Source organism: Paracoccus sp. NIOT.M2S5SZ12 (genome assembly GCF_057748165.1).
The window spans coordinates 1-25248 of sequence record NZ_JBYLFR010000018.1; the positions used below are offsets into that span (position 1 = coordinate 1).

The 25248-nt window shown below is 69.7% G+C and carries 20 protein-coding genes; 12 read left to right on the top strand and 8 right to left on the bottom strand.

What is annotated here, in order from left to right; translation table 11 throughout:
* From AC2SGK_RS14715 to AC2SGK_RS14725, 3 genes are all read left to right on the top strand, one after another.
* The coding region (locus AC2SGK_RS14715) for a rhamnan synthesis F family protein (RefSeq protein ID WP_488324258.1) at positions 1 to 1955 on the top strand (1955 nt) is incomplete at its 5' end.
* A 3-nt stretch (positions 1956 to 1958) separates the two neighbouring features.
* Positions 1959 to 2987 (top strand): hypothetical protein, encoded by a 1029-nt coding sequence (locus AC2SGK_RS14720; protein WP_488324259.1) that lies wholly within the window; start codon positions 1959 to 1961, stop codon positions 2985 to 2987.
* 119 nt (positions 2988 to 3106) lie between these two features.
* Positions 3107 to 4585: a sulfotransferase family protein gene (locus AC2SGK_RS14725; RefSeq protein WP_488324260.1), complete on the top strand. Its 1479-nt coding sequence runs from the start codon at positions 3107 to 3109 to the stop codon at positions 4583 to 4585.
* Here the strand turns inward: AC2SGK_RS14725 and AC2SGK_RS14730 are convergent.
* The 3 genes from AC2SGK_RS14730 to AC2SGK_RS14740 all read right to left on the bottom strand — a co-directional run bounded on the left by AC2SGK_RS14730 (position 4533) and on the right by AC2SGK_RS14740 (position 7233).
* Positions 4533 to 5246: a 5'-nucleotidase, lipoprotein e(P4) family gene (locus AC2SGK_RS14730; protein WP_488324261.1), complete on the bottom strand. Its 714-nt coding sequence runs from the start codon at positions 5244 to 5246 to the stop codon at positions 4533 to 4535. The two genes, AC2SGK_RS14725 and AC2SGK_RS14730, sit on opposite strands and share 53 nt — an antisense overlap.
* A gap of 53 nt (positions 5247 to 5299) precedes the next feature.
* Positions 5300 to 6550, bottom strand: coding sequence for an MFS transporter (locus tag AC2SGK_RS14735; RefSeq protein WP_488324262.1), 1251 nt, complete (start codon positions 6548 to 6550; stop codon positions 5300 to 5302).
* Between the two features lie 92 nt (positions 6551 to 6642).
* The gene (locus AC2SGK_RS14740; RefSeq protein WP_488324263.1) at positions 6643 to 7233 is read right to left on the bottom strand and encodes a LolA family protein; all 591 of its coding nucleotides are present in this window, start codon (positions 7231 to 7233) and stop codon (positions 6643 to 6645) included.
* A gap of 150 nt (positions 7234 to 7383) precedes the next feature.
* Here AC2SGK_RS14740 and AC2SGK_RS14745 point away from each other — a divergent pair, with 150 nt between their 5' ends.
* Both AC2SGK_RS14745 and AC2SGK_RS14750 read left to right on the top strand, forming a co-directional pair.
* The gene (locus tag AC2SGK_RS14745) at positions 7384 to 8619 is read left to right on the top strand and encodes a putative DNA modification/repair radical SAM protein (RefSeq protein ID WP_488324264.1); all 1236 of its coding nucleotides are present in this window, start codon (positions 7384 to 7386) and stop codon (positions 8617 to 8619) included.
* The gene (locus AC2SGK_RS14750) at positions 8616 to 10037 is read left to right on the top strand and encodes a UdgX family uracil-DNA binding protein (RefSeq protein ID WP_488324265.1); all 1422 of its coding nucleotides are present in this window, start codon (positions 8616 to 8618) and stop codon (positions 10035 to 10037) included. Before AC2SGK_RS14745 ends, AC2SGK_RS14750 begins: the two co-directional genes overlap by 4 nt.
* Before the next feature lie 4 nt (positions 10038 to 10041).
* On the opposite strand, the gene AC2SGK_RS14755 is transcribed toward AC2SGK_RS14750, so the two are convergent.
* Genes AC2SGK_RS14755 through AC2SGK_RS14765 form a run of 3 tightly spaced genes read right to left on the bottom strand, consistent with a single transcriptional unit; the run spans position 10042 to position 13135 of the window.
* Positions 10042 to 10953, bottom strand: coding sequence for a glutaminase (locus AC2SGK_RS14755; RefSeq protein ID WP_488324266.1), 912 nt, complete (start codon positions 10951 to 10953; stop codon positions 10042 to 10044).
* Positions 10954 to 11007: 54 nt separating this feature from the next.
* Positions 11008 to 12231 (bottom strand): UbiH/UbiF/VisC/COQ6 family ubiquinone biosynthesis hydroxylase, encoded by a 1224-nt coding sequence (locus AC2SGK_RS14760; RefSeq protein WP_488324267.1) that lies wholly within the window; start codon positions 12229 to 12231, stop codon positions 11008 to 11010.
* Between the two features lie 49 nt (positions 12232 to 12280).
* Positions 12281 to 13135 (bottom strand): SDR family oxidoreductase, encoded by an 855-nt coding sequence (locus AC2SGK_RS14765; RefSeq protein WP_488324268.1) that lies wholly within the window; start codon positions 13133 to 13135, stop codon positions 12281 to 12283.
* 94 nt (positions 13136 to 13229) lie between these two features.
* On the opposite strand from AC2SGK_RS14765, the gene AC2SGK_RS14770 reads away from it, so the two are divergent.
* The 7 genes from AC2SGK_RS14770 to pdeM all read left to right on the top strand — a co-directional run bounded on the left by AC2SGK_RS14770 (position 13230) and on the right by pdeM (position 21798).
* Positions 13230 to 14714: an AMP nucleosidase gene (locus AC2SGK_RS14770; protein ID WP_488324269.1), complete on the top strand. Its 1485-nt coding sequence runs from the start codon at positions 13230 to 13232 to the stop codon at positions 14712 to 14714.
* Between the two features lie 147 nt (positions 14715 to 14861).
* Positions 14862 to 15161 (top strand): HU family DNA-binding protein, encoded by a 300-nt coding sequence (locus AC2SGK_RS14775; RefSeq protein WP_488324313.1) that lies wholly within the window; start codon positions 14862 to 14864, stop codon positions 15159 to 15161.
* A 122-nt stretch (positions 15162 to 15283) separates the two neighbouring features.
* Positions 15284 to 16174 (top strand): DMT family transporter, encoded by an 891-nt coding sequence (locus AC2SGK_RS14780; protein ID WP_488324270.1) that lies wholly within the window; start codon positions 15284 to 15286, stop codon positions 16172 to 16174.
* A 59-nt stretch (positions 16175 to 16233) separates the two neighbouring features.
* Complete coding sequence (locus tag AC2SGK_RS14785) at positions 16234 to 17226, top strand: ligase-associated DNA damage response exonuclease (protein WP_488324271.1); 993 nt, start codon at positions 16234 to 16236, stop codon at positions 17224 to 17226.
* Positions 17223 to 18773, top strand: a complete 1551-nt coding sequence (locus AC2SGK_RS14790) for a cisplatin damage response ATP-dependent DNA ligase (RefSeq protein WP_488324272.1) — start codon at positions 17223 to 17225, stop codon at positions 18771 to 18773. Before AC2SGK_RS14785 ends, AC2SGK_RS14790 begins: the two co-directional genes overlap by 4 nt.
* On the top strand, positions 18770 to 21145 hold the full coding sequence (locus AC2SGK_RS14795; protein WP_488324273.1) for a ligase-associated DNA damage response DEXH box helicase: 2376 nt from the start codon (positions 18770 to 18772) through the stop codon (positions 21143 to 21145). The genes AC2SGK_RS14790 and AC2SGK_RS14795 overlap by 4 nt, the downstream gene beginning before the upstream one ends.
* Positions 21142 to 21798, top strand: coding sequence for a ligase-associated DNA damage response endonuclease PdeM (gene pdeM, locus AC2SGK_RS14800; protein WP_488324274.1), 657 nt, complete (start codon positions 21142 to 21144; stop codon positions 21796 to 21798). Before AC2SGK_RS14795 ends, pdeM begins: the two co-directional genes overlap by 4 nt.
* 59 nt (positions 21799 to 21857) lie before the next feature.
* On the opposite strand, the gene AC2SGK_RS14805 is transcribed toward pdeM, so the two are convergent.
* Positions 21858 to 22604 carry an outer membrane protein gene (locus AC2SGK_RS14805; RefSeq protein ID WP_488324275.1) on the bottom strand — a complete coding sequence of 249 codons (747 nt, stop codon included), beginning with the start codon at positions 22602 to 22604 and terminating at the stop codon, positions 21858 to 21860.
* 171 nt (positions 22605 to 22775) lie between these two features.
* Entirely contained in the window at positions 22776 to 25211 is a 2436-nt protein-coding gene (gene gyrB, locus AC2SGK_RS14810; protein ID WP_488324276.1) for a DNA topoisomerase (ATP-hydrolyzing) subunit B, read from the bottom strand.
* Between the last annotated feature and the right edge of the window lie 37 nt (positions 25212 to 25248).

The window sequence follows — 25248 nt, forward strand, 5'->3', positions numbered from 1 at the left end:
CGCTTCAACGCCCTCGGCACAGCCGAGGTCGCCCGCGTCGCCTGAACCTAAAGGGGAAAGGGGAAGTCACGCCTCAAGCCGCCTTTCTGCAACAACGCCACGCCGAACCCTTCCGGCGGATCGACTTCGCGCTGCTGAACTCGGTCGAATGCTCGCTGTTCATCCATCCGCTGGTGGCGCGCGACATCCCGTTCGCGGCCTATATCCACGAATATTCGGACTATACCTATCCCACCTGGAAGTCGCGCCACATGGCGGCTTTCTCCGACCTGCTGGTCTTCTCCTCGGATCATGTCCGCGACAGCTGGCGCGGACGGCTGGCCGACGTGACCTTCGACGTGGAGGCCGACAGCACCATCGTCCCCCAGCATCCCCTGGTCGAGGGCGAGGTGACCGAGGACCGCCGCCTGGCCGCCCGCCGCAAGCTGTCGGGGGTGCTGGGCCGCGACCTGGACGGCGCCCGGCTGATCTGCGGCGCGGGCCATGTCCAGTGGCGCAAGGGCACCGACATCTTCGTGCAGGCCGCCCAGATCGCGCGCGACGCGGACCCCGACGCTGTCTTCGTCTGGATCGGCGACGGCCGCAACCATGAGGACATGGGCTTTGGCGTCTGGTTCGACTATCACCTGCGCCAGGCCGGGGCGGACCGCGCGGGGGGCAACCTGTTCTTCCTGCCGGCCGGGCCGCTCTATCCCGACGTGATGGATGCGGCGGACGCGATGTTCCTGTCCTCGCGGCTGGACCCGCTGCCCAACGTCGTCTTCGACGCGGCCCGCCGGGGCCAGCGCATCGTCTGCTTCGACGGCGCCACGGGCTTTGCCGACGACCGCTATGCCGGGTCCGACCGCATCATCCGCGTGCCTTATGCCGACCCCGCCGCCGCCGTCCGCGCGCTGCGGGCGCTGCCGGCCAAGACCGGCACGGCCGAGGCCGCGGACGCCCCCGCCGCGCCTGGCCCGCTGCTGTTCGACCGGCTGCGCGGCGCGCTGCAGGACCGGCTGGCGCGGCAGCGCAACTTCCTGCTGGGCGAGACCCAGATCGACATCCCGCTGCTGTTCAGCAAGTCCGAGGCCGACCGCCCCCTGCGCGTCAAGGAACGCGAGAAGCTGTTCCGCTATGGCCGCCGCCTGCTGTGGCGCGACCTCAAGGATGCAGAGGACACGCTGGCCGCCTCCGACAACTGGATCCACCGCCGCACCCGGCTGGAGCCCTATGCGACGCTGAACCCCGCCGACCCGGCCGTGCCGGACTATGCGATCCACGTCCACGCGTTCTACATCGACGACCTGCCCGACGACCTGCGGCAGCGCGCGGCCTTCGCGCGCGCGCGCCGCATCGTCGTGACCACCGACACCGCGGAGAAGGCCGACGCCATCCGCGCCATGGGCGAGGCCCAGAGCCTGACCATCGAGACGCTGCTGGTGCCGAACCAGGGACGCGACATCCTGCCCTTCCTGCAGCTGTTCGGCCCCGACGGCGCGGCCGGAGAGGAGCGGTTCTGGTGCCACCTGCACCAGAAGAAGTCGGTCCAGACCACCAGCCATGGCGACGTCTGGCGGCGCTTCCTGCACCGGGTCCTGCTGGGCGACGCCGAAGGGCTGTCCTCGGCGCCGGGGCTGATCGGGCGGGAGGGGGTCGGCCTCGTCGCCCCGTTCGAGCCGCATTTCGTGCCATGGGACGATTCGCGCCGCTGGCTGCCCGGCATCGCGGACCGCTTCGACGAGCCGATGCCCGGCAACCCGCTGCTGTTCCCGGTCGGCAACATGTTCTGGACGCGGGCCGAGGTGGCGCGGCGGATGCTGAACCTGTTCGGCCCGGATTATTCTTGGCCCAACGAGCCGATCCCCACCGACGGCACCGAGTTCCACCTGATCGAGCGCCTCTGGCCCGCCATGGCCGCCCAATCCGGGCTGGATTCGGTCTTCCTGCACAAGATGGATGAGGAAAGGGTCTGAGCGATGGTGGATGAAGTCATTTTCCACGTCGGGATGGGCAAGACCGGAACGACGACGATCCAGAAGGGGCTGGCCGCGGCCACGGACACCCTGACGGCGGCGGGGATCTCTTATCAGGGAATGTGGCAGCCCTTGGTGTCGTCAGATTACGTGGGTTGGGTGGGCTTCCAGAAGTTCCGCCTCCTGCCCGCGGAGGATCTCGTCCGCGCCGCCGACACGGTGGCGCAAGGTCTGACGGACATTGCCCGCGCGTCCTCCACGACGCGCTTCATCTTCTCGAACGAACAGTACTTCGAGAATGTGGACAGGATGGCGCCGTTTTTCGACAGGTTGGCGCAGTCCATGCCGCTGAAGATCCTGATCTGGGTCAGGCCGGTGCAGAGCTGGCTTCCGTCCGCCTGCGCCCAATGGGGAATCGTCCACAAGACGAACCGCGGGGACGTCCAGCCCTTCGCCGATCAGGCCGACCGGCTGATCGGACAGTATGCGCACCTTCCCAAGTGGCTGAAGCTTTTCGGAAGCAGGGTGACCGTGCGCCGGTTCGACGACCGGACCGACCCCGTCGCCGACCTGTCCCGGCTGATCGGGGTCGACCTGCCCTCGAGCCAGGCACGCCACCAGACCCGTCCCGACCCGTCGGAACTGCTGCTCCGGGCGGCGTTCAACACGCAGTTCGCGGAGATGGTCCTGCCGGATGCTTTCAATGCGGCCATGGGTCGGCATCGCGCGCTGCCCGGTGCTGGGCGCGGCCTGTCGGGGCGCGCCGACGCCATCCTGGGTCGCGACGCCATGGAGGGCGTCATCGCGCGCAATGCCGCCCTTCTGACCGCCGCGACGGAGGCCGCCGGTTTCGACGTTACCGGCGACGCGAGGGTTTCGACCCATCTCCCGGACAGGGAAGCGATCATCGACGGCGTGTTGGGGCGCGCCATCGAAGTCATCGCAGGCCAGGCGCGCGACATCGAGGATCTGCGCCGGCGCATCGCGGTGCTCGAGGGCCGCGCGGCAGACGGCTCCGCAACTTCCCCTTGACGACGCAGGGCGTTCTGCCAATCCCTGTTCCACTGTCACGCAGACGGTCGCGGCGCGTGTCGCGGGCCCCTCGGGAGGAGGGAGCGGGCTGCGGGCACCATGTTTGAGGTGAACCGTTCATGACGACCGTTTCGGAAAAGACCGCCCTGATCGTGCTGGGCATGCACCGTTCAGGGACATCGGCCCTGGCCGGGGTTCTGGGACAGCTGGGCGTCACCCTGCCGGCCGACCTGATGGACGCGGCCGAGATGAACGCCAAGGGCTTCTTCGAATCGAACCGCATCACCGGCCTGAACGAACGGCTGCTGGCCAAGGCGGGCTTCACCTGGTGGGACCCGCGCCGCTTTCCGGCCGACTGGTTCGACGGGCCCGACGCCGAGGCCCTGCTGGACGAGGCCGTGGAGGCGTTGCGGGACGATTACGCCGACGCGCCCCTGTTCGTCATCAAGGACCCGAGGATCTGCCGCCTGATGCCCTTCTGGCTGCGCGCGCTGGAGCGGTTCGGCGCCCGCGTCCGCATCGTGCATACCCATCGCGGCCCCTGGGACGTGGCGGCCTCGCTGACCCGGTGGGCCGATTACGAGACCGAGTTCGGCCTGATCCTCTGGGCGCGCCACGTCCTGGACGCCGAGGCCGACAGCCGCGGCCTGCCCCGCAGCTTCACCTGCTATGATGCGCTGATGGCCGACTGGCGCGCGGTGGTCGAGGGCATCGCCGCCGACCTGGCGCTGGACTGGCCGCGCGCACCCGCCGAGGCTGCGGCCGATATCGACGACTTTCTGTCGCGCGACCTTCAGCATTTCCGCGCCGCCAGCCCGACCGGCCCCGACGGGCAGGTCCTGCCGCCCATGCTGGCGCGGATCGAGGCGATCCTGCAGGCCTGGACCGAGGGGGGCGATCCCGCCGCCGGTCAGGACGTGCTGGACCGCCTGCGCGCGGCGATGGATGCGACCGGCCCGCTGTTCGATCCGCTGGCGCTGCGTTCGGTGCATCGCGCGCGCGAGGTCCGCGCGGCCAAGGCCCGAATCGCGCGGATGCAGGCCGACCACGTCGAGGCCGCGGCGCAGGCTGCCGCTGATCGTCAGGTCCTGACGGCGCGGATCGCCGATCAGCAGGCGCTTCTGACGCGGGCGGGCCGCGACGGGGCGCAGCAGCAGGCGACCATCGCCGAGCTGTCGGGCCGGGTCCAGGCGCTGGACGGCCGTCTGCACGTGGCCCAGGTCCAGCTGCGCCAGCTGAGCGAGCAGCGCGCCCGCGAGATGCAGGACCGTCTGGCCTTGGCCATCGCGCTGGAGGACCCGGAGGCGATGTCGGACCGCCTGTCCGCACTGACCGCGCGGGTCGAGCGTGCGACCGCCGCCCTGCGTGCCGAGGAGCAGAGGATGCACGCCGAATCGGACCGCCGCGCCGCCGAGGAAGAGGCGCTGCGTCAGCGCCTTGCCACCGCCGAGACCGCGCTGCGCGACGCCGAGGCGGCCCGGCGCAATGCCGAGGAGCGCGGGCGGCTGCGCGAGGCCGAGCTGCTGGCCAGCACCTCGTGGCGCGTCACGGCGCCGTTGCGGCTGCCGTCGAGCGGGGTGCGGGGGCTGCGCCGCTAGGCTGCCAGGGGCGCAGGTCGGCCTGCATCCAGGTGCCGTGCGCGGCGTTCGGAAAGACGATCCAGTCCTGGCCGAACCGGTCGGCGTGATCCGCGGCAACGCGGTGCTGGTCCTCCAGCGCGGCCCCGGCGAAGGCGCCGTCGAAATCATGCATCGTGTCGCCCAGCTGCAGGATGATCCGGTGATCGCGTTCCACCGCGGCGCGGCGTTCGGCCTTGGGCGGGCCGAACAGCAGCACCTGTTCGGCGCGGACCTGCGGCAGGCCGAGGCGCGACAGCGTGGCGATGGTCGCCAGCTTGTTCTCCTCGAACCTGTCGGACAGGTAGAAGATCGTGACGCCCAGCCTGTCGGCCAGCGCAAAGAAATCCGCCGCGCCGGGGATCAGGTGCGGGTCGCCCTCGCGCTCCCACCGCTTCCAGGTCTCCAGGCTCTGGAACATGCCGTCGTGATGCATGGCCAGCGCCATGACGGCGCTGTTGTCCAGGATCGTCTCGTCGATGTCGCTGACGATGGCCAGGCCCGCGCCGCCCCCCGCCTCGGCCACCGCCGCCCGCAGGCGCAGCGTCGCCAGCACATAGCACTGCCGCTGCAGCGCCCGCACCTCGGCCGAGGCCTGCTGATAGCGGACGGCAATCGCGTGGTCATGCGGCGTGCGGGTCATCGGGGGCTCCTTCGGACGGGACACCCCCTAGCTAGGCGCTGGACCCTGCAAGGTCAAACGGCGGGCACGGGGGTAATGGGCGCGCGCCAGGGCGCCTCGCGCACGGGCAGGTGGATCAGCGCGCTGAAGGCGCCGACGCCCACCCCGATCCACCAGACCAGCAGATAGTCCCCCGACATGTCATAGAGCCAGCCGCCCAGCCAGACCCCCATGAACGAGCCGATCTGGTGCGACAGGAACACGAAGCCGTAAAGCGTCGCCATGTAGCGCAGCCCATAGATGTAGGCCACCAGCCCCGAGGTCAGCGGCACCGTGGCCAGCCACAGCCCGCCCATCACCAGCGAGAAGGCGATGACCGTGCCCGGCGTGATCGGCGTCAGGATGAAGGCCGCCGCCGCGATGGTGCGCAACGTGTAGATGCCGGCCAGCAGGTACTTGCGCGTGTAGCGCTTGCCCAGCCAGCCCGCCAGGATGGCGCCCGCGATGTTGGCCAGCCCGATCAGACTGATCGCCACCGCCCCGAGCGCCGAGGTCGTGGTGATGCCCAGCCCCGCCAGCATACCCGCCGGGTCGATGGGGCCGCACATCTCGGTGATCATCGCGGGGAAATGCGCGGTGATGAAGCCCAGCTGATAGCCGCAGGAGAAGAAGCCCGCAAAGATCATCAGATAGGACGGGTCACGGAAGGCGCGCTTCAGCACCGTGCCCATGCTGTCTTCCAGCTGCGACCGGCTGGCGGGCCTGCCGTCGCCCAGCATGGGCAGGAACAGCAGCGTGGACAGCACGATCACGCCGAAGATCACGAACACCGTCTGCCAGGTGTAGAAGGCCAGCAGCACCTCGGCCAGGGGCGCGCCGAAGACCTGTCCCGCCGATCCGGCGGCGGTGGCGATGCCCAGGGCCAGACTGCGGTTCTCGTCGCTGGCGGCGCGGCCGACGACGGCCAGGATGACGCCGAAGCCGGTGCCGGCGATGCCGAAGCCCACCACGATCTCCAGCAGCTGGACACCCAGGGGGGTCGTGGCAAAGGCCGTCAGGATCAGCCCCGCGCTGTAGAAGAGCGCGCCCAGGATGATCGCCCACCGGTCGCCCCACCGCTCCGCCAGCGCGCCGAAGATCGGCTGTCCGATGCCCCAGGCCAGGTTCTGGATCGCGATGGCCAGGCTGAACTCGGCGCGCGGCCAGCCGAAATCCTCGGCCACGGGAATCTGGAACATTCCGAAGCTGGCGCGCAGGGCGAAGTTGATCAGCAGGATCAGCGATCCGCCGATCAGGACGGGGGTCAGGATGCGGGATTGGGACATGGCTGCGGCCTTGGAAAGGGTCGGCCGCAGCGTGGCCCCGGGTCGAGGCGTCCGTCAATCGCGCAATTGGGCGGATGCAATCCGCGCGGGCGTCAGCGGCGCCCCATCTCCGACTGAATCGAGAAGCGCGAGGAGGGGATCGAGCCGCCCTTCTGCATCTCGCCCAGGATCACGGTCGTCTTCTGGCCGGTATCGTCGGTCACCACCCATTGGCGCAGCTCGGTCGGCGCGGTGAAGACCATCTGCAGATTGCCGTTCTGCGGACGCTGCGGGTCCTGGGCGGTCACGACGGTCGCGTTCTCCTGTTCGCTGTGCCCGGTGACCATGCCGGCGCGCGACAGGTCCACGTTCGCGTCCAGAATGATCGACAGCGGCGTCTGCGACAGCGGATATTGCTGCGGGCCGCCGTTCGACTTGCCGTCGAAGACCGCGACGTTGCCGCCCGAGGCCAGGACCAGCGTCGGGTCGTTGTCATATTCGAAGCGCACCCGACCGGGGCGCTGGATATAGACCGTGCCGGTCGAGACGGTGCCGTCCGGGTTCACCTGCGTGAACTGCGACGTCACGGTGGTCAGGCTGTTGAGATAGCGCGAGATCTCGTTCAGCGGGATGCGTTCTGCCAGGGCCGGAAAGGCCATGGCGACAAGGAGGGCGGGCGCAAGGGCGAGGGTGCGTATCTTCATGACCGGATCATATCCTTTCGCGGCGGCATTGCACATCACGACTGGCGGATGGCGGCGGGGGGCAACCGTCGCGGTCCCGTGACGGTTCCGGGCCGATTGTTTCAATCGGTCGCACTTGTCCGGAACGGAATAAGAACATAGATTGGCTGCATGGCACAGCGCACCCTTCAGCAGAAGCTGGCGATCCTGTCGGACGCGGCGAAATACGACGCCTCCTGTGCGTCCAGCGGGACGACCCGGCGCGATTCGCGTTCGGGCGGCATCGGATCGGCGGGGGGCAGCGGTATCTGTCACGCTTATACGCCGGACGGGCGCTGCATCAGCCTGCTGAAGATCCTGATGACAAATTTCTGCATCTTCGACTGCGCCTATTGCATCAACCGGGTCAGCAGCAATGTGGAACGCGCGCGGTTCTCCCCGGAGGAGGTCGTGCGGCTGACGCTGGAATTCTATCGGCGCAACATGATCGAGGGGCTGTTCCTGTCCTCGGGCATCATCCGCAGCCCGGACCAGACCATGGGCGACATGGTCCGCATCGCCCGGATTCTGCGCACGGATCACGGGTTCAAGGGCTACATCCACCTCAAGACCATCCCCGACGCCGCCCCCGAGCTGGTGGCCGAGGCCGGGCTTTATGCTGACCGCCTGTCGGTCAATATCGAGCTGCCCCAGGATGCCAGCCTGCGTCAGCTGGCCCCCGAGAAGCGCCCCGAGACGATCCGCGCCGCCATGGCCGATGTCCGCCTCGGCCGCGAGGCCGCGAAGGAGCGGAGCTTCACCGGCAGGCGCGCGCCGCGCTTCGCGCCTGCGGGTCAGTCCACCCAGATGATCGTGGGGGCCGATCAGGCCAGCGACCGCGACATCCTGCGGACTTCGGCCAATCTTTATTCGGGATATCAGCTGAAGCGGGTCTATTATTCGGCCTTCAGTCCCATTCCCGACAGTTCGGCCGCGCTGCCGCTGATCAAGCCGCCCCTGATGCGCGAACATCGCCTGTATCAGGCGGATTGGCTGATGCGCTTCTACGGTTTCGACGCCGAGGAGATCGGGGCGGCGCATCCGTCGGGCAATCTGGATCTGGCCATCGACCCCAAGCTGGCCTGGGCGCTGGCCAATCGCGCGCAGTTCCCGGTCGACGTGGCCCGCGCCCCGCGCGAGATGCTGCTGCGCGTGCCGGGTTTCGGCACCAAGACGGTCGGGCGCATTCTGGCGGCACGGCGCAGCGGGCCGGTGCGGTATCAGGACCTGCTGCGGATGGGGGCGATCATGTCCAAGGCGCAGCCCTTCGTGACGCTGCCCGACTGGACCCCCGGCGCGCTGACCGACAGCGCGGGGCTGCGCGCCCGCTTTGCGCCGCCACCGGAACAGCTGTCTCTGTTCGGATGATCCGGGTCACGCTGCCCCGCTTCGGCCGTTTCGACGCATGGCGGGCGGCGGCCCGCGATCTGGCCAGCGCCCGCATCCCGCCCGAGGAGGTCACCTGGGCCGACCCGGACACGCCGCCCGACCTGTTCGGCGCCGATCCCGCGCCGCCGCCGGGCGATCACCCCGTCACCGCGACGCAGGAGTTCCTGCAGCTGGCCCGCCAGGTCGCCAGCCATTCCGACCCGGAACGCTGGTCGCTGCTCTATGCCGCGCTGATGCGGGCGCAGGCGGACCGGCGGTTCCTGTCGAACCCGGCCGATCCGCTTCTGGATCGGCTGTCGCGCATGGCGAAATCGGTGCGGCGCGACATCCACAAGATGCATGCCTTCGTGCGGTTCCACGAATTGCCCTCGGACGGGCCGCGCCGGGCCTTCGGCGCGTGGTTCGAACCCGAACACCCGATTCTGGAGGCCGGCACCCCCTTCTTTGCCAAGCGGTTCGCGGACATGGACTGGCTGATCGCCACGCCCGAGGGCACGGCGCGCTTCACCGGCGGGGCCATCGCCTATGACGACCCGGCCCCGCGGCCCGACCTGCCCGACGATGCCAGCCACGGGTTGTGGCAGACCTATTTCGCCAACATCTTCAACCCCGCGCGCATCAAGACCCAAGCCATGCGCTCGGAGATGCCCAAGAAATACTGGAAGAACCTGCCCGAGACGCGGCTGATCCCCGAGATGCTGGCCGATGCGCCGCGCCGCGTGCAGGCCATGCGCGAGGCGGGCGCGACCGAGGCCCCGGCCTTTGCCCCCAAGGTCACCGCCCGCATCCGGCAGGCCCCCGACGACAGCATCCCCAAAACGCTGGACCAGGCCGCCGCCCAGGCCGCCCGCTGCACTCGCTGCGAACTGTGCCACGCCGCGACCCAGACCGTCTGGGGGCAGGGCGATCCGACCGCGCGCCTGATGCTGGTGGGCGAGGCGCCGGGCGATCAGGAGGATCTGGCGGGCCAGCCCTTCGTCGGCCCCGCGGGCCAGCTGCTGCACCGCACCATGGCCGAGGCCGGGCTGACCCGGGACCGCGCCTGGATGACCAATGCGGTCAAGCATTTCCGCTTCACCCCGCGCGGCAAGCGGCGCCTGCACCAGACGCCGGACCGCGACCATGTCGATCAGTGCCGCTGGTGGCTGGACCTGGAGCGCCGCCTGGTCGCGCCGCGCCTGACCGTGGCGATGGGCGCGACGGCGGCCTTTGCGCTGACCGGCAACCGCAAGCCGCTGACCCCGCGGCGCGGTCTGGTCGAGCGGGCGCATGACGGCGGGCCGGTCCTGATCACCTGGCATCCCAGCCTGATCCTGCGCCTGCCGCCCGAACGCGCGCCCGACGCGCTGGCCGAACTGCGCGCCGATCTGGCCCAGGCCGCGCGGATGGTGGCCTGAGGCCTCAGCCGAAGACCGACCAGCCGGTGAATTCCGACAGCCGTTCGGCGGCCAGCGTACCGGCCAGCGAATTGCCCCACCCGTCCAGCCCCGGCGACCAGATCGCGATGGAGGCCTTGCCAGGCGCGATCACCAGAAGCCCGCCCCCCACGCCCGATTTCGCCGGCATGCCCACGCGGAAGGCGAAGTTGCCCGACCCGTCATATTGCCCGCAGGTCATCATGAGGGCGTTGATGCGCCGCTGCTTCACCGGGGCCAGCAGGGCGGGCGCGCAGGACAGCCCGGCGATGACCCGGCCCGCGCGGGCCAGCTGGATGCAGGACATCTCGATCGCGCATTGGTGGACATAGGTGCCGATGACATGGTCCGGCGGATTGCGCAGATTGCCGAAGCTGCGCAGGTAATGCGCGAGCGCCGCGTTGCGGTATCCGGTCCGCGCCTCGGACCGGGCGACGGCCTTGTCGATATGGATGTCGTCATCCTCGGCCGCCGCGCGGATGAAGCCCAGGATCTCGGCCAGGGTCTGCTGCGGGCTGCGGCCGCGCAGCAGCTCGTCGGTGACGACGATGGCGCCCGCGTTGATGAACGGGTTGCGGGGGCGGCCCTTCTCCTGCTCCAGCAGCAGGATCGAATCGAAGCGGTCGCCCGACGGCTCTCGCCCCACGCGCAGCCACAGCTGTTCGCCGATGCGGCCCAGCACGCAGGCCAAGGCGAACACCTTGCTGACCGACTGGATGGAAAAGCCCTGATCGGCCTGGCCGGCGGACAGCACCTGCCCGTCGGCCAGGGCCACCGCGATGCCGAACTGATCGGGGGCGATCGCGGCCAGTTCGGGGATGTAATCCGCGACCTTGCCCCAATCGGCGGCGGCGCGGATGTCGCGGTCCAGATCGTGCAGGAAATCGCTCAGCGTCATGGCAGTCCCCGTTTTGCGCGCAGCCTATGGCCTGAAACCGCGCGCCGGGAAAGGCTAAAGCGGCTGGCCCGCCAGAAGGCGCGGCATGGGCGCGACCGAGAGGCCCGCCGCCTGCCGCATGAAGCCGCGCCGGAGGCCCGGCAGCGCCTGCACCAGCCCCATGCCCAAGCCCCGCAGACCCGCGATGACCGGCGCGTCGGTCGCGAACAGCCGGTTGACCCCGTCCATGCCCAAGGCCAGCGCCGTCGCATCCGGCCTGCGCCAAGCCTGATACCGCTCCAGCACCAGCGGGCTGCCGATATCCTCGCCACGCCGCGCCGCATCGACCAGCACCTCGGCCAAGGCGGCCACGTCGCGCAGGCCCAGGTTCAGGCCTTGGCCCGCGATGGGATGGACCCCATGCGCCGCGTCCCCCACCAACGCCACGCGGTCATCGGCATAGCGTTCCGCCAGGGACAGCGACAGCGGATAGCTGAAGCGCGGACCGGCCAGCGACAGCTCGCCCAGGAAATCGCCGAAGCGCGGGCGCAGCACCTCCATGAAGGCCGCGTCGTCCAGCGCCGCGATGGCGGCGGCGTTGGCCTCGGTCTCGGACCAGACGATGTTGCTGCGGTTGCCGGGCAAAGGCAGGATCGCCAGCGGCCCGGTCGCCATGAAATACTGATGCGCGATGCCCTGATGGGGCAGCGCATGGTCGATGGCCGCGACCAGCGCGGTCTGCCCGTAACCCCAGCCCTGCCGCCGGATGCCCGCCCGCGTGGCCACGCCAGATCCGCGCCCGTCGGCACCGACCAGCAGCCGCGCCGTCAGCCGCCGCCCGTCCGACAGGATCGCGGTGACGCCCGCCGGGCCGACCTCCTGGCCGGTGACGGACAGGCCGGGCAGGGTGGTGACGCTGCCCTCCATCGCATCGGTCAGGGCGGCGTGCAGGAAGCGGTCCTCCAGCATGTGGCCCACGGGGCCTTCGCCCAGCTCGGCGCTGTCGAAATGCAGCAGGAAATGGCCCGCGCCCTCTCCGGGCCGGCCTTGGGTCGCCTTGATCTGATGGATGGGTTGGGCGTCGGGGGCCAGCCGGTCCCAGAGGCCAAGCGCGCGCAGCACGCGGACCGAGGCGATGGCCAGCGAATAGGCCCGCCCGTCAAAGCCCGCCCCCGACCGCGCCCGCGCGGGGCGCGGATCGACCACGGCCACGCGCAGCCCGGCCTGGGCCAGGGCCAGCGCCAGGGTCGGGCCGTTCAGCCCGCCCCCGGCCACCACGATGTCGAAATCCTGTGTCATGCCCCGCAGCTTGCACGGGGCCGGGGCAAAGGCAATGCGGCGCGGGGCCTCACGCGCCCTCCCGGGCCAGCAGCGCGGCCAGCCCGCTGCGATAGTCGGGATAGCGCAGCGTGACGCCCAGGTCGCGCTTGATCCGGTCGTTCCGCACCCGCTTGCTGTCGCCGTAGAAGGACCGCGCCATGGGCGACATCTGCGCCTGATCGAAGGGCACCGCGGGCGGCAGAGGCAGGCCCAGCAGCGTCGCCGCATGGGCGATCACGTCCTGGGGCGGGGCCGGGTCGTCATCGCAGACATTGTAGATGCCGATCGGGTCGGGTGCCTGGATCGAGGCCAGCAGGACCTGGGCGATATCCTCGACATGGATGCGCGAGAAGACCTGGCCGGGCTTGATGATGCGCCGCGCGGTGCCGTCGCGGACCTTCTGGAACGGGCCGCGGCCGGGACCATAGATCCCCGCCAGCCGGAAGATGTGCAGCGGCAGGTCGTGGGCGCGGGCCAGATCCTGCCACGCGCCTTCGGCGGCGATGCGGGCCTGTCCGCGCGGACCCGATCCGTCCAGGACCGAATCCTCGTCGACCCAGCCCCCGTCGCGGTCGCCATAGACGCCGGTGGTGGACAGATAGCCCAGCCAGCGTGGCCGGGCGCGGGCCAGATCGTCGCGGAACGCGGCCAGCACCGGGTCCCCGTCCGGGCCGGGCGCGGCGCTGACCAGGATCGCGTCGGCCTGCGGGATGGCGCTGCGCAGCGCATCCTCCGATCCCGGCCACAGCAGGGGCCGCGCGCCCGCCGCCGCGACCCGGTCGGGGTCGTCGCGGGTCGTGCCGGTGACCTGCCAGCCGCGGGCGGTCAGCAGGGGCGTCAGGACGCCGGCGGAGTAGCCGTGACCGAAAACGAGCATCTTCATGACGGCACCGTAACGGGGCCTTGCTGCGGGCGCCAGACGCTTGCCGTCCGCGCGGCGCGCTGGCAGGGTCGGTGCAACCAGAAGGACAGACCCGATGACGACAGACCCCCGCTTTCTGCCGGTCCAGACCCCCGATGCCGCCGCACCCCGCGCCTTCACCGATGCCGCCGCCGCCGTGGCGCATCTGCGCGCGCTGTACGATCAGGCGACCGGGTTCCTGCTGGGGCATTTCACCGCGATCCTAGAGGGCGCGGCCCCCTTGGCCCGCTATCGCGCCTTCTACCCCGAGGTGCGGCTGATCGTGCCGACGCATGGCAAGATCGACAGCCGCCTGTCCTTCGGCCATGTGGTCGCACCCGGCATCTATGCCGCGACCGTCACGCGGCCCGACCTGTTCCAGCATTACCTGACCGAGCAGCTGGCCCTGCTGATCAAGAATCACGGCGTCCCGGTGACCATCGGCCTGTCGGACACGCCCATGCCCGTCCATTTCGCCGTCGCCGCCCAGAGCGACCTGGCCGTCCCGCAGGAGGGCGTGCTGGATTTCAGCCTGCGCGACGTCTTCGACGTGCCGGACCTGAACACCATGAACGACGACATCGTGAACGGCGTGGCAGGCCCGATGCCCGACGGCAGCCAGCATCTGGCGGCCTTCACCGCGCAGCGGGTGGATTATTCGCTGGCGCGTCTGGCGCATTACACCGCGACCGCGCCCGAGCATTTCCAGAACTTCGTGCTGTTCACCAACTATCAGTTCTATGTGGACGAGTTCGAGGCCTTCGCCCGCCGCGTCCTGTCGGACCCGGACGGCGGCTATACCGCCTTCGTGGCGCCGGGAAACCAGCAGATCACCGACGGGCGCGCGCCCATCGCGGCGCTGTCGAAGATGCCGCAGATGCCGACCTATCACCTCAAGCGCGCGAACGGGCAGGGGATCACCCTGGTCAATATCGGCGTGGGGCCATCGAACGCCAAGACCGCGACCGACCACATCGCGGTGCTGCGCCCGCATGCCTGGCTGATGGTCGGACATTGCGCGGGCCTCAGGAACAGTCAGTCCCTAGGCGATTTCGTCCTGGCCCATGCCTATCTGCGCGAGGATCACGTCCTGGACGACGACCTGCCGGTCTGGGTGCCGATCCCGGCCCTGGCCGAGGTGCAGGTGGCCCTGCAGGAGGCCGTGGCCGAGGTCACGCAGCTGGAGGGCTATGAGCTCAAGCGCATCATGCGCACCGGCACCGTCGCCACCATCGACAACCGCAACTGGGAGCTGCGCGACCAGTCCGGTCCCGTCCACCGCCTGTCGCTGTCGCGCGCGGTGGCGCTGGACATGGAAAGTGCCACGATCGCCGCGAACGGGTTCCGGTTCCGGGTGCCCTACGGCACGCTTCTCTGCGTCAGCGACAAGCCGCTGCACGGAGAGTTGAAGCTGCCCGGCATGGCCACGGACTTCTATCGCACGCAGGTCGCCAACCATCTGCTGATCGGCATTCGCGCGATGGAGAAGCTGCGCGACACGCCGCTGGAACGCATCCATTCGCGCAAGCTGCGATCCTTCAGCGAGACGGCCTTCCTGTGACGCGGCGGTGAAACACCAGCAAACGCGGGTTTTCGCGCGTCCGGCGAAAAAGGCTTGATCTGCCCGGCAAAACCGTGTGTAGCAGGCCATATGCCGCGAAAGGCGCAATGTGTGGGCCCGGTGGAACAGGGCAAGAGGAGACAGACCATGGCTACGGCTTCTGCCAAACCGATGACCAAGACCCAGCTGGTGGCGACGCTCGCCGAAGAGATGGGCTCGGACAAGAAATCCGCCTCGGCCGCTCTGGACGCGATCGTGGCGATCGTGACCCGCGAAGTCGCCGGCGGCGGCGCGGTCACCCTGCCGGGCATCGGCAAGATCGCCTGCCGCGCCCGTCCCGAGCGTCAGGTCCGCAACCCGCAGACCCAGGAAATGATGACCAAGCCCGCCGACAAGCAGGTCAAGGTCACCATCGCCAAGGCCCTGAAGGACAGCGTCAACAGCTGATCCGCAGACCCTGCGATAACGGATCGGGGTCGTGCCATCGGGCACGGCCCCTTTTCTTTGCCGCTTGCAGGGCGGCGGCGCTCTGCTAGACCTTTTGCATCTCATGCAAGAAGGGCCCCCTCATGGATCTGCGCGCGCTGCTGATGGGGCTGTCCTTCGCGGTGATGTGGGCCTCGGCCTTCACCTCGACCCGGATGATCGTGACCGAGGCGCCGCCGCTGATGGCGCTGGCCCTGCGCTTTGCGCTGTCGGGCGCGGTGGGCGTGGCGATCGCGCTGGCCATGGGACAGACCTGGCGCACCCTGAAGCGGGCGCAGTGGCGCGCGGTGATCGTGCTGGGCCTGTGCCAGAACGCGCTGTATCTGGGGCTGAACTGGACCGCGATGCAGTGGATCGAGGCGGGGCTGGCCTCGATCATCGCGGCGACCATGCCGCTGATGGTCGCGGCCCTGGGCTGGACCCTGATGGGCGAGCGCCTGCGGCCACTCGGCGTGGCGGGCATGGTGCTGGGGGTGATCGGCGTGGCCATCATCATGGGCGCGCGGCTGCAGGGCGGCAGCGACCTGACCGGCATCCTCATGTGCTTCGTCGCGGCCCTGGCGCTGGCGGTCGCGACGCTGACCGTGCGCGGGGCCAGCGGCGGGGGCAACGTGATGATGATCGTGGGCCTGCAGATGCTGGTGGGCGCCCTGACCCTGGGCCTGCTGGCGCCGCTGGTCGAGGACTGGTCCGTCACCTGGAGCCCGCAGCTGGTCGTGGCCTTCCTCTATACGGTGATCGTGCCGGGGCTTCTGGCGACCTGGGTCTGGTTCCTGCTGGTCGGGCGCATCGGCGCGGTGCGGGCGGCGACGTTCCATTTCCTGACGCCCTTCTTCGGCGTGGCCGTGGCGGCGCTGTTCCTGGGCGAGGATCTGGGCCTGGGCGACGTGATCGGCGTCGGCATCATCATGGCGGGCATCCTGGCGGTGCAGCTGTCCAAGGCCCCCCCGGTCCGGCGTCCGCCGCCCAGCTGATGGACCCCTGCGGCGATGGGCGGCGTTGAGGCGGGGCGAACCCCTGCGATGATGGTGCCATGCGTCCCGACCAGATCCTGCACCCGACCGAGGCCGGGCTCTATTGCCCGCCCGGCGACTTCCACATCGACCCGGTCCGCCCGGTGCCGCGCGCGCTGATCACGCATGGGCATGGCGACCATGCCCGTGCGGGCCACGGCGCCGTCATGGCGACGCAGCAGACGCTGGACATCATGGCGATCCGCTATGGCGAGGATTTCACCGGCACCCGGCAGGTGGCCGACGGGGTCATCCGCACCGGCGACGTGCGGGTCAGCTTTCACCCTGCGGGCCATATCCTGGGCTCGGCCCAGATCGCGGTGATGCCCGACCGCGGCCCCAAGATCGTCGTCTCGGGCGATTACTGCCGCGCCCCGAACCCGGTCTGCGCTCCCTATGAGCCGGTGCCCTGCGACATCTTCGTGACCGAGGCGACCTTCGGCCTGCCGGTCTTCCGCCACCCCGACCCGCTGACCGAGATGACCAAGCTGATCGCCAGCATGGCCGAGTTTCCCGAACGCCCCCACCTGATCGGTGCCTATGCCCTGGGCAAGGCGCAGCGGGTCATCGCGCTGGCCCGCGAGGCCGGGATCGACGGCCCGATCGCCATCCATGGCGCGCTGCAGCGCCTGTGCGATTTTCACGTGGAACAAGGGATCGAGCTGGGCCCGCTGGTCCCGGCCACCGCCAAGCAGGTCGATGCCCAACTGGTCATCGCGCCGCCATCCGCCTTTGCCAGTGCCTGGGTCCAGCGGTTCCGCGATCCGGTGATCGGCTTTGCCTCGGGCTGGATGACGGTGCGCGCGCGGGCGCGCCAGCGCGGGGTGGAGCTGCCCCTGGTCATCAGCGACCATGTCGACTGGCCGCAGGTCACGCAGACCATCCTGGAGCTGGCCCCCCAGGAGGTCTGGATCACCCACGGGACCGAGGACGGGCTGATGCGCTGGTGCGAACTGCAGGGCATCGCATCGCGCCCCCTGCGCCTGATCGGATACGAGGACGAGCCGGAATGAAGGCCTTCGCGCATCTCTTGGAACGGCTGGCCTTCACCGCCGCGCGCAACGCCAAGCTGCGCCTGCTGCGCCATTACCTGGAGGCCACGCCCGACCCCGACCGCGGCTATGCGCTGGCCGCGCTGACCGGCGATCTGAAGCTCAGGGCGGTGACGCCGGGCCTCTTGCGCGGGCTGATGGCGGGGCGGGTGGACGAACAGCTCTTCGCCATGTCCTATGATTTCGTGGGCGATCTGGCCGAGACCATCGCGCTCTTGTGGGACACCGACCAGGATCAGGACGTGCCCCTGCGGGATGCGGTGGCGCTCCTGCGCGACACGGGCCGCGCGGGGCTGCCTGCGGCGATCACCGCGATGCTGGACCGGCTGGGCCCGTCGCAGCGGCTGGCCTTCCTGAAGCTGGCCACCGGCAACATGCGCGTGGGCCTCTCCGCCCGCATGGCCCGCATGGCCCTGGCTGAGATGGGCGACCCCGAGGTCAAGGACATCGAGGAGATCTGGCACGGCCTGACGCCCCCCTATCAGCCGCTCTTCGACTGGATCGCGGGGGGCACGCGTCCCGAACACGCGGCCCGCGCGCCCTTCCGGCCCGTGATGCTCTCCACGCCCGTCGATCTGGATCAGCTGCGCGCCTTTGATCCGGCCGATTACACGGCGGAATGGAAATGGGACGGCATCCGCGTCCAAGCCATCAACGACGGCGGCACGCGGCGCCTCTATTCCCGGACCGGAGAGGATGTGGGCGCGGCCTTTCCCGACCTGCTGGATGCGCTGAACTTCGACGGCGCGCTGGATGGCGAGCTGCTGGTGCGGCGCGGCGCCGACGTGGCGCCTTTCGGCGATCTGCAGAAGCGGTTGGGCCGCAAGGTGGTGGGCCGCGCGATGCTGGACAGCCATCCCGCGGGCCTCAGGGTCTATGACGCGATGATCTGGCAGGGGCGCGACCTGCGCGACCTGCCGCATCACGAGCGGCGCGCGGTGCTGGAGGGCGCCGATTTCGGCAGCGACCGGATCGACCTGTCGCCGCTGCTGCCCTTCCGGACTTGGGACGATCTGGCCGACCTGCGCGCCGATCCGCCCTCGATCGTGATCGAAGGCGTGATGATCAAGCGCCGCGACAGTCCTTACGTCGGCGGCCGCCCGCGCGGCCCCTGGTTCAAGTGGAAGCGCGACCCGATGGTGGTGGATGCGGTGATGCTCTATGCGCAGCGCGGGCATGGCAAGCGGTCGGGATTTTACAGCGACTTCACCTTCGGCCTGTGGGACGGGGACGCGCTGGTGCCCGTCGGCAAGGCCTATTTCGGCTTCACCGACGAAGAGCTGCGCGAGCTGGACCGGTTCGTCCGGAACAACACCACCGAACGCTTTGGCCCCGTGCGCTCCGTCGCGCCCAAGCTGGTTCTGGAGGTCGCGTTCGAGGGGCTGAACGCCTCGCCGCGCCACAAATCCGGGGTCGCCATGCGCTTTCCCCGCATCAGCCGCATCCGATGGGACAAGCCCGCCGCCGAGGCCGACCGGTTGCAGACGCTGAAGGACATGATCCCGTGACCCTGCCCCCCGCGTTCCAGGACTGGTTCTCCCGGCAGGGCTGGCAGCCGCATCCGCATCAGCTGGCCCTGCTGGAGGCCACGGGCGACAGCCTGCTGATCGCCCCGACCGGGGGCGGCAAGACGCTGGCGGGGTTCCTGCCGTCGCTGGTCGAACTGACCGCGCCGCATCGGGGGATGCACACCCTGTACGTCTCGCCCTTGAAGGCGCTGACGGCGGATATCGCGCGCAACCTGTCGCGCCCGGTCGCCGATCTGGGCCTCGACATCCGCATCGAGGACCGCACCGGCGACACCCGCGCCAGCCAGCGCGCCCGCCAGCGCATGGACCCGCCCGACATCCTGCTGACCACGCCAGAATCGCTGGCCTTGATGTTGTCCTATGAACAGGCGCCCGCGATCTTCGGGGGCCTGCGCCGGGTGGTGCTGGACGAACTGCATGCCCTGGCCGAGAACAAGCGCGGCGATCAGCTGATGCTGGCCCTGTCGCGGCTGCGCGCGCTGGCGCCCGACCTGCAGGTCACGGGCCTGTCCGCCACGGTCGAGGACCCGTCGCGCCTGGCCCGCTTCATGGGCGGCGCCACGGTCATCCACGCCGATCCCGGCCCCGAACCCGACATCGCCATGCTGCCCACCGCCAAGGCCCCGCCCTGGGCGGGCGCGGGCGGTCATTACGCGGTGCCCGACGTGCTGGAGGCCGTGGCGCAGGCCACCACCACGATCATCTTCATCAACACCCGCGCCCAGGCCGAGCTGTTCTTTCAGGCGCTCTGGGCCGCCAATGACGCGAACCTGCCCATCGGCCTGCATCACGGCAGCCTGTCGCGCGAGGCCCGCGCCCGGACCGAGGCCGCGATGGCCGCAGGCGAATTGCGCGCCGTGGTGGCGACCGGCAGCCTGGATCTGGGCATCGACTGGGGCGCGGTCGATCTGGTGATCCAGGTCGGCGCGCCGCGCAACGTCAAGCGGCTGGTCCAGCGGATCGGCCGGGCCAACCATCGCTATAACGCGCCGTCGCGGGCGCGGATCGTGCCCGCCAACCGGTTCGAGGTGATCGAATGCGTCGCCGCCCTGCAGGCCGTGCGCGAACGCGATCTGGATGGCGACGACCGGGGGCCGGGGCCGCTGGACGTGCTGTGCCAGCATATCCTGCTGACCGCCTGCGCGGGGCCGTTCGCGGCCGATACCCTGTTCGCGGAGGTGCGGACCGCCGGCCCCTATCGCGATCTGACCCGCGCCGATTTCGACGCCTGCCTGGAGTTCGCGGCGACGGGGGGCTATGCGCTGCGGGCCTATGACCGCTGGCAGCGGCTGATGGAACGCGACGGGCTGTGGCGCCTGCGCGACCCGCGCGCGGCGCGAAACCTGCGCATGAACATCGGCACCATCGTCGAGGCCGAGATGCTGAAGGTCCGCTTCCGCGGACGCGGCGGCGCGCCCTTGGGCGAGGTCGAGGAAGGCTTCGCCGCGACCCTGGCGCCGGGCGACACCTTCCTGATCGGCGGGCAGACGGTGCGCTATGACACCCTGCGCGAGATGGTGGTCGAGGTCACGAAACAGCCCTCCAAGGAGCCCCGCATCGCCACCTTCTCAGGCATGAAGCTTGCCACATCGACGCAGCTGTCGCACCGGGTGCTGGCGCTGATCGGCGATCCGGCGGCCCATGCAGGCCTGCCAGCTGACACCCGCGACTGGCTGGCGCTGCAGGCCCGCGTCAGCGCGCTGCCGCGTCCCGGCACGCTCCTGACCGAGACGTTCCCCCATCAGGGGCGTTGGCATCTGGCGGTCTATGGCTTTGCGGGCCGCAACGCGCTGCAGACCCTGGGCCTGCTGATGACGCGGCTGATGGAGGAGGCGGGGCTGGCCCCCTTGGGCTTCCTGGCAACCGACTACGCGCTGCTCATCTGGTCGCTGGACCCGGTGACCGACCCCGCGCCCCTGCTGGACCGCGACGGGCTGCGCGAGGGGCTGGGCGACTGGCTGGCCAGCAATGCCGTGATGAAGCGCAGCTTTCGCAACGTCGCGACCATCGCGGGGCTGATCCAGCGCAACCTGCCCGGCGCGCGCAAGTCGGGGCGGCAGGCGACGTTTTCCAGCGACATCCTCTATGACACGCTGCGGAAATACGAACCCGACCACCTGATGCTGCGCATCACCGCGGCCGAGGCCAGCCGGGGGCTTGTGGATTTCGGCCGGATCGAGGAAATGCTGGACCGCACCGACCGCCTGGACCACCGCATGCTGGAGCGCGTGTCGCCCTTGGCCGCGCCGCTGATGCTGGAGCTGGGCCGCGTGCCCATCGCGGGACAGGGCCGCGAGCGCATGGCCGAGGCGGAGGCGGCGGCATTGATGGCAGAGGCAGGGCTTTCGTGACGTTCCATCCTTTCGAATTCGACGGACAGGCGCTGCAGGCGCGGGCCTCGGGCGCGCTGTTCTGGCCCGCGCGCCGCTGGCTGATCGTGGCCGACCTGCATCTGGGCAAATCCGAACGCATGGCGCGGCGCGGCGGCGCGCTGCTGCCTCCCTATGAGACGCAGGCGACGCTGGACCGGCTGGAGGCCGAGATCGCCGCCACGGACCCCGTGGCGGTGGTCAGCCTGGGCGACGGTTTCGACGACGATGCGGCGGGGCGCGCGCTGCCCGACGACATTTGCGACCGGCTGCGCGGCATGGCGCAGGGGCGCCGCTGGATCTGGGTCGGGGGCAATCACGACCCCTCCGCCGTCTGCCCGCGCCTGCCGGGCGAGAGCCTGGCCGATCTGCGCGACGGACTGATGCTGCGCCACGAGGCGGGGCAGGGGCCGGACGTGTCGGGCCATTACCACCCCTGCCTGCGGCTGGCGGGTCAGCGGCGGCGCTGCTTTCTGGTCGGTCGCGATCACCTGATCCTGCCGGCCTTCGGAGCCTATACCGGCGGGTTGGCGATCACCGACCCGGCGCTGGCGCGGCTGGTGCCTCAGGGGCTTGCGATCGCCTGCGGGGCGCGCGCCTTGGCCGTGCCGGTCGGCATGCGCCGCAGGGCGTGATCGCATGGAAAGGGGCCGGTGCTGCGGCACCGGCCCCGTCATCCGTCATGCGCGGAGGATCAGAACTTGAAGTTCGCGCCGATCTTGATGCTGCTCATCGACATGCTGGCGCGGGTCGACAGGACATCGCCGCCGCCGGCGTCAAAGTCGACGGTCTCGTTGCCGAAGTCGCGATACTGGTACTCAGCGAAGACCGAGGTGCGCGGGTTGATCATGCGCTCGACGCCCAGACCGGCCGCGACGCCCGTGGCGCTGAAGCCTTCGGTCAGCGAGTCGTCGCCCGAGCGCAGGGTGTAGTCGAAGTCACCGCGCGCGACGCCGAAGGTGCCGTAGACCAAGGTGGCCGGCGCCACCTCGTAGCCGGTCTTCATGACCAGCGTGACGATGTTGTTCATCTCGCTGTCGATGCCCGCATCGACGCCGCCGAGGGTGAAGTCGACCGATTCGTCCGCGCTGCCGAACTCGACGCCCAGCTCGGGGCCGAAGACCCAACGGTCGCGCTGCCAGCGATAGCCGATATGCGCGCCCGCGGTGACGCCCGAGATACCGGCATCGCCCAGATCGGTCGCACGGTCGGTCTGAACGCCGCCCTCGATCAGCGCCAGGCCGACCTCGTCATCGGTGCCCGTGATGTAGCCGAGCGAGCCGCCCGCATAGGTGCCGGCCCACGCGCCGGCCACGGGGGCCGAGACGACCTCGATCGGGGCGGTCTCGACGATGGGGGCGATCACGCCGCCGGCCAGCGCCGCACCGGAACCGAGGGCCAGGGCCGAGGAACAGATGGAAAGAAAGACCGAGATACGCATAGGGGAACTCCTGAAACTCGTGGGCATCGCGGCGCGGCACCCGTCAACGCAGATAACATTACCGCCAGCAAGCGCAGAAAATGCGCGCCAGATCAATTGAAACGCGCGTGAACGACCACCCATCGGGGACCGTGGCCGCGCGAACAGTGACCTTTGGGCAACAAGGCCGCGTCAGGTGTCCAGATTCTCCACGTTCAGTGCGTTCTGCTGGATGAATTCGCGGCGCGGCTCGACCACGTCGCCCATCAGCTTGGTGAACAGGTCCTCGGCCTCGGCCACGTCCTCGATTCGCACCTGAAGCATGGTGCGCGCGACCGGGTCCAGCGTGGTCTCCCACAGCTGTTCGGGGTTCATCTCTCCCAGACCCTTGTAGCGCTGCAGCGACAGGCCCTTCTCGCCCTCCAGGAACACCGCCTGCAGGAGGCCCAGAGGACCGAAGATCGGCTGGTCGCGGTCCTTGCGGATCAGGCGCGCGGGGCGGTCATAGACGTCCTGCAGGGCCTGGGTCATCTCGGCCAGACGACGGCTCTCGCCGCTGCGCAGCATCTGGCCGTCCAGGCTGCGGTTCTCCTCGACGCCGCGCAGGGTGCGCGACAGGCGGATGCCCGCATCCTGGGTCGGGCGCCCCTGCCAGCCGCGCTCGTATTCCTCGGCGATCAGGTCCAGACGGGCGGCGACGGCATCGGCGGTGCCCTGCGCGTCCTGGTCGATCCGTCCCGGCACCAGCGCCCCGGCGATGGCCGCCTGTTCGGTGATATGGGGCGGATAATGGGTCGGATAGGCGCGCAGCAGGCGGCGCGCCTGGCGGGCCTCCTCGACCACGCGGGTCAGGTCGTTGCCGGTGATCTCCTCGCCCGAGGCCAGGCGCAGCGTCGCGCCGTCCACGCCCTGCTGGACCAGATACTCCTCCAGCGCCGCCTCGTTCTTCAGATAGACCTCGGAGCGGCCGCGCCCGACCTTGTAGAGCGGCGGCTGCGCGATATAGAGATGCCCGCCCTCGATCAACTCCGGCATCTGCCGGAAGAAGAAGGTCAGGAGCAGCGTGCGGATATGCGCGCCGTCCACGTCGGCATCCGTCATGATGACGATCTTGTGGTAGCGCAGCTTCTTCAGGCTGAACTCGTCGCGCCCGATCCCGGTGCCGAGCGCGGTGATCAGCGTGCCGATCTGGTCGCTGGACAGCATCCGATCAAAGCGCGCGCGCTCCACGTTCAGGATCTTGCCGCGCAGCGGCAGCACGGCCTGGTTCTGGCGCGAGCGGCCCTGCTTGGCCGATCCGCCGGCGCTGTCGCCCTCGACGATGAACAGCTCGCTCAGCGCCGGGTCCTTCTCTTGGCAATCGGCCAGCTTGCCGGGCAGGGAGGCCACGTCCATCGCCGTCTTGCGCCGCGTCAGCTCGCGCGCCTTGCGGGCGGCCTCGCGGGCCAGCGCGGCCTCGATGATCTTGCCGACGATCTGGCGGGCCTCGGCCGGGTTCTCCTCGAACCACTCGGACAGCTTCTCGCCGACCAGACCCTCGACCGCCGGGCGGACCTCGGAGGAGACCAGCTTGTCCTTGGTCTGGCTGGAGAATTTCGGGTCGGGCACCTTGACGGACAGCACGCAGGTCAGGCCCTCGCGCGCGTCGTCGCCGGTGAAGTCGACCTTCTCCTTCTTGGCGATGCCGCTGTCCTGGGCGTATTTCGTGATGACCCGGGTCAGGGCGCCGCGGAAACCGGCCATGTGCGTGCCGCCGTCGCGCTGCGGGATGTTATTGGTGAAGGGCAGCACGGTCTCGTGATAGCTGTCGTTCCACCACAGCGCGACCTCGACGCCGATGCCGCCGCGCTCTCCGGTGATGAAGATCGGCTGCGGCATCACGGCGGTCTTGGAGCGGTCCAGATACTTCACGAACTCGCGCACGCCGCCCTCGTAGAACAGCTCGGTGCGCAGCACCTCGGCATGGCGCTCATCCTCCAGGATGATGCGCACGCCGCTGTTCAGGAAGGCCAGCTCGCGCAGGCGGTTCTCCAGCGTCTTGAAGCTGTAGTCCAAGTTGCTGAACGTCCCGTCGGGATGGGTGGTCTTGGCCGAGGCCATGAAGCGCACCTCGGTCCCGCTCTCGCCGGGCGCGTCGCCCACCACGACCAGCGGCTCGACCGTGTCGCCGCGCTCGAAGCGGACGTAATGCTCCTTGCCATTGCGCCAGATGCGCAGCTCTAGCCAGTCCGACAGGGCGTTCACGACCGACACGCCCACGCCGTGCAGACCGCCCGACACCTTGTAGCTGTTCTGGTCGAACTTTCCGCCCGCATGCAGCTGGGTCATGATGACCTCGGCCGCGCTGACGCCCTCTCCGGCATGCATGTCGACGGGAATGCCGCGGCCGTTGTCGCGCACGCTGACGCTGCTGTCGGCGTGGATCTTCACCTGCACGAAGTCGGCGTGCCCCGCCAGGACCTCGTCGATGCCGTTGTCCACGACCTCATAGACCATGTGGTGCAGACCCGACCCGTCATCGGTGTCGCCGATATACATGCCGGGCCGCTTGCGCACGGCATCCAGGCCCTTGAGAACCTTGATGGAATCGGCGTCGTACAAGGCGGGTTGGGGGGCGGTCTCGGTCATGCGTCGGGCTTCCTGTTCGTCATGCCCCGGTATAGGC

Coding starts and splice junctions, on each gene's coding strand:
- AC2SGK_RS14720 (WP_488324259.1), top strand. CDS start 1,959: ATGGTGGATGAAGTCATTTTCCACGTCGGGATGGGCAAGACCGGAACG.
- AC2SGK_RS14790 (WP_488324272.1), top strand. CDS start 17,223: ATGAAGGCCTTCGCGCATCTCTTGGAACGGCTGGCCTTCACCGCCGCG.
- AC2SGK_RS14750 (WP_488324265.1), top strand. CDS start 8,616: ATGATCCGGGTCACGCTGCCCCGCTTCGGCCGTTTCGACGCATGGCGG.
- AC2SGK_RS14735 (WP_488324262.1), bottom strand. CDS start 6,550: ATGTCCCAATCCCGCATCCTGACCCCCGTCCTGATCGGCGGATCGCTG.
- AC2SGK_RS14740 (WP_488324263.1), bottom strand. CDS start 7,233: ATGAAGATACGCACCCTCGCCCTTGCGCCCGCCCTCCTTGTCGCCATG.
- AC2SGK_RS14770 (WP_488324269.1), top strand. CDS start 13,230: ATGACGACAGACCCCCGCTTTCTGCCGGTCCAGACCCCCGATGCCGCC.
- AC2SGK_RS14805 (WP_488324275.1), bottom strand. CDS start 22,604: ATGCGTATCTCGGTCTTTCTTTCCATCTGTTCCTCGGCCCTGGCCCTC.
- AC2SGK_RS14785 (WP_488324271.1), top strand. CDS start 16,234: ATGCGTCCCGACCAGATCCTGCACCCGACCGAGGCCGGGCTCTATTGC.
- AC2SGK_RS14730 (WP_488324261.1), bottom strand. CDS start 5,246: ATGACCCGCACGCCGCATGACCACGCGATTGCCGTCCGCTATCAGCAG.
- AC2SGK_RS14725 (WP_488324260.1), top strand. CDS start 3,107: ATGACGACCGTTTCGGAAAAGACCGCCCTGATCGTGCTGGGCATGCAC.
- AC2SGK_RS14755 (WP_488324266.1), bottom strand. CDS start 10,953: ATGACGCTGAGCGATTTCCTGCACGATCTGGACCGCGACATCCGCGCC.
- AC2SGK_RS14775 (WP_488324313.1), top strand. CDS start 14,862: ATGGCTACGGCTTCTGCCAAACCGATGACCAAGACCCAGCTGGTGGCG.
- AC2SGK_RS14745 (WP_488324264.1), top strand. CDS start 7,384: ATGGCACAGCGCACCCTTCAGCAGAAGCTGGCGATCCTGTCGGACGCG.
- AC2SGK_RS14765 (WP_488324268.1), bottom strand. CDS start 13,135: ATGAAGATGCTCGTTTTCGGTCACGGCTACTCCGCCGGCGTCCTGACG.
- AC2SGK_RS14760 (WP_488324267.1), bottom strand. CDS start 12,231: ATGACACAGGATTTCGACATCGTGGTGGCCGGGGGCGGGCTGAACGGC.
- gyrB (WP_488324276.1), bottom strand. CDS start 25,211: ATGACCGAGACCGCCCCCCAACCCGCCTTGTACGACGCCGATTCCATC.
- AC2SGK_RS14780 (WP_488324270.1), top strand. CDS start 15,284: ATGGATCTGCGCGCGCTGCTGATGGGGCTGTCCTTCGCGGTGATGTGG.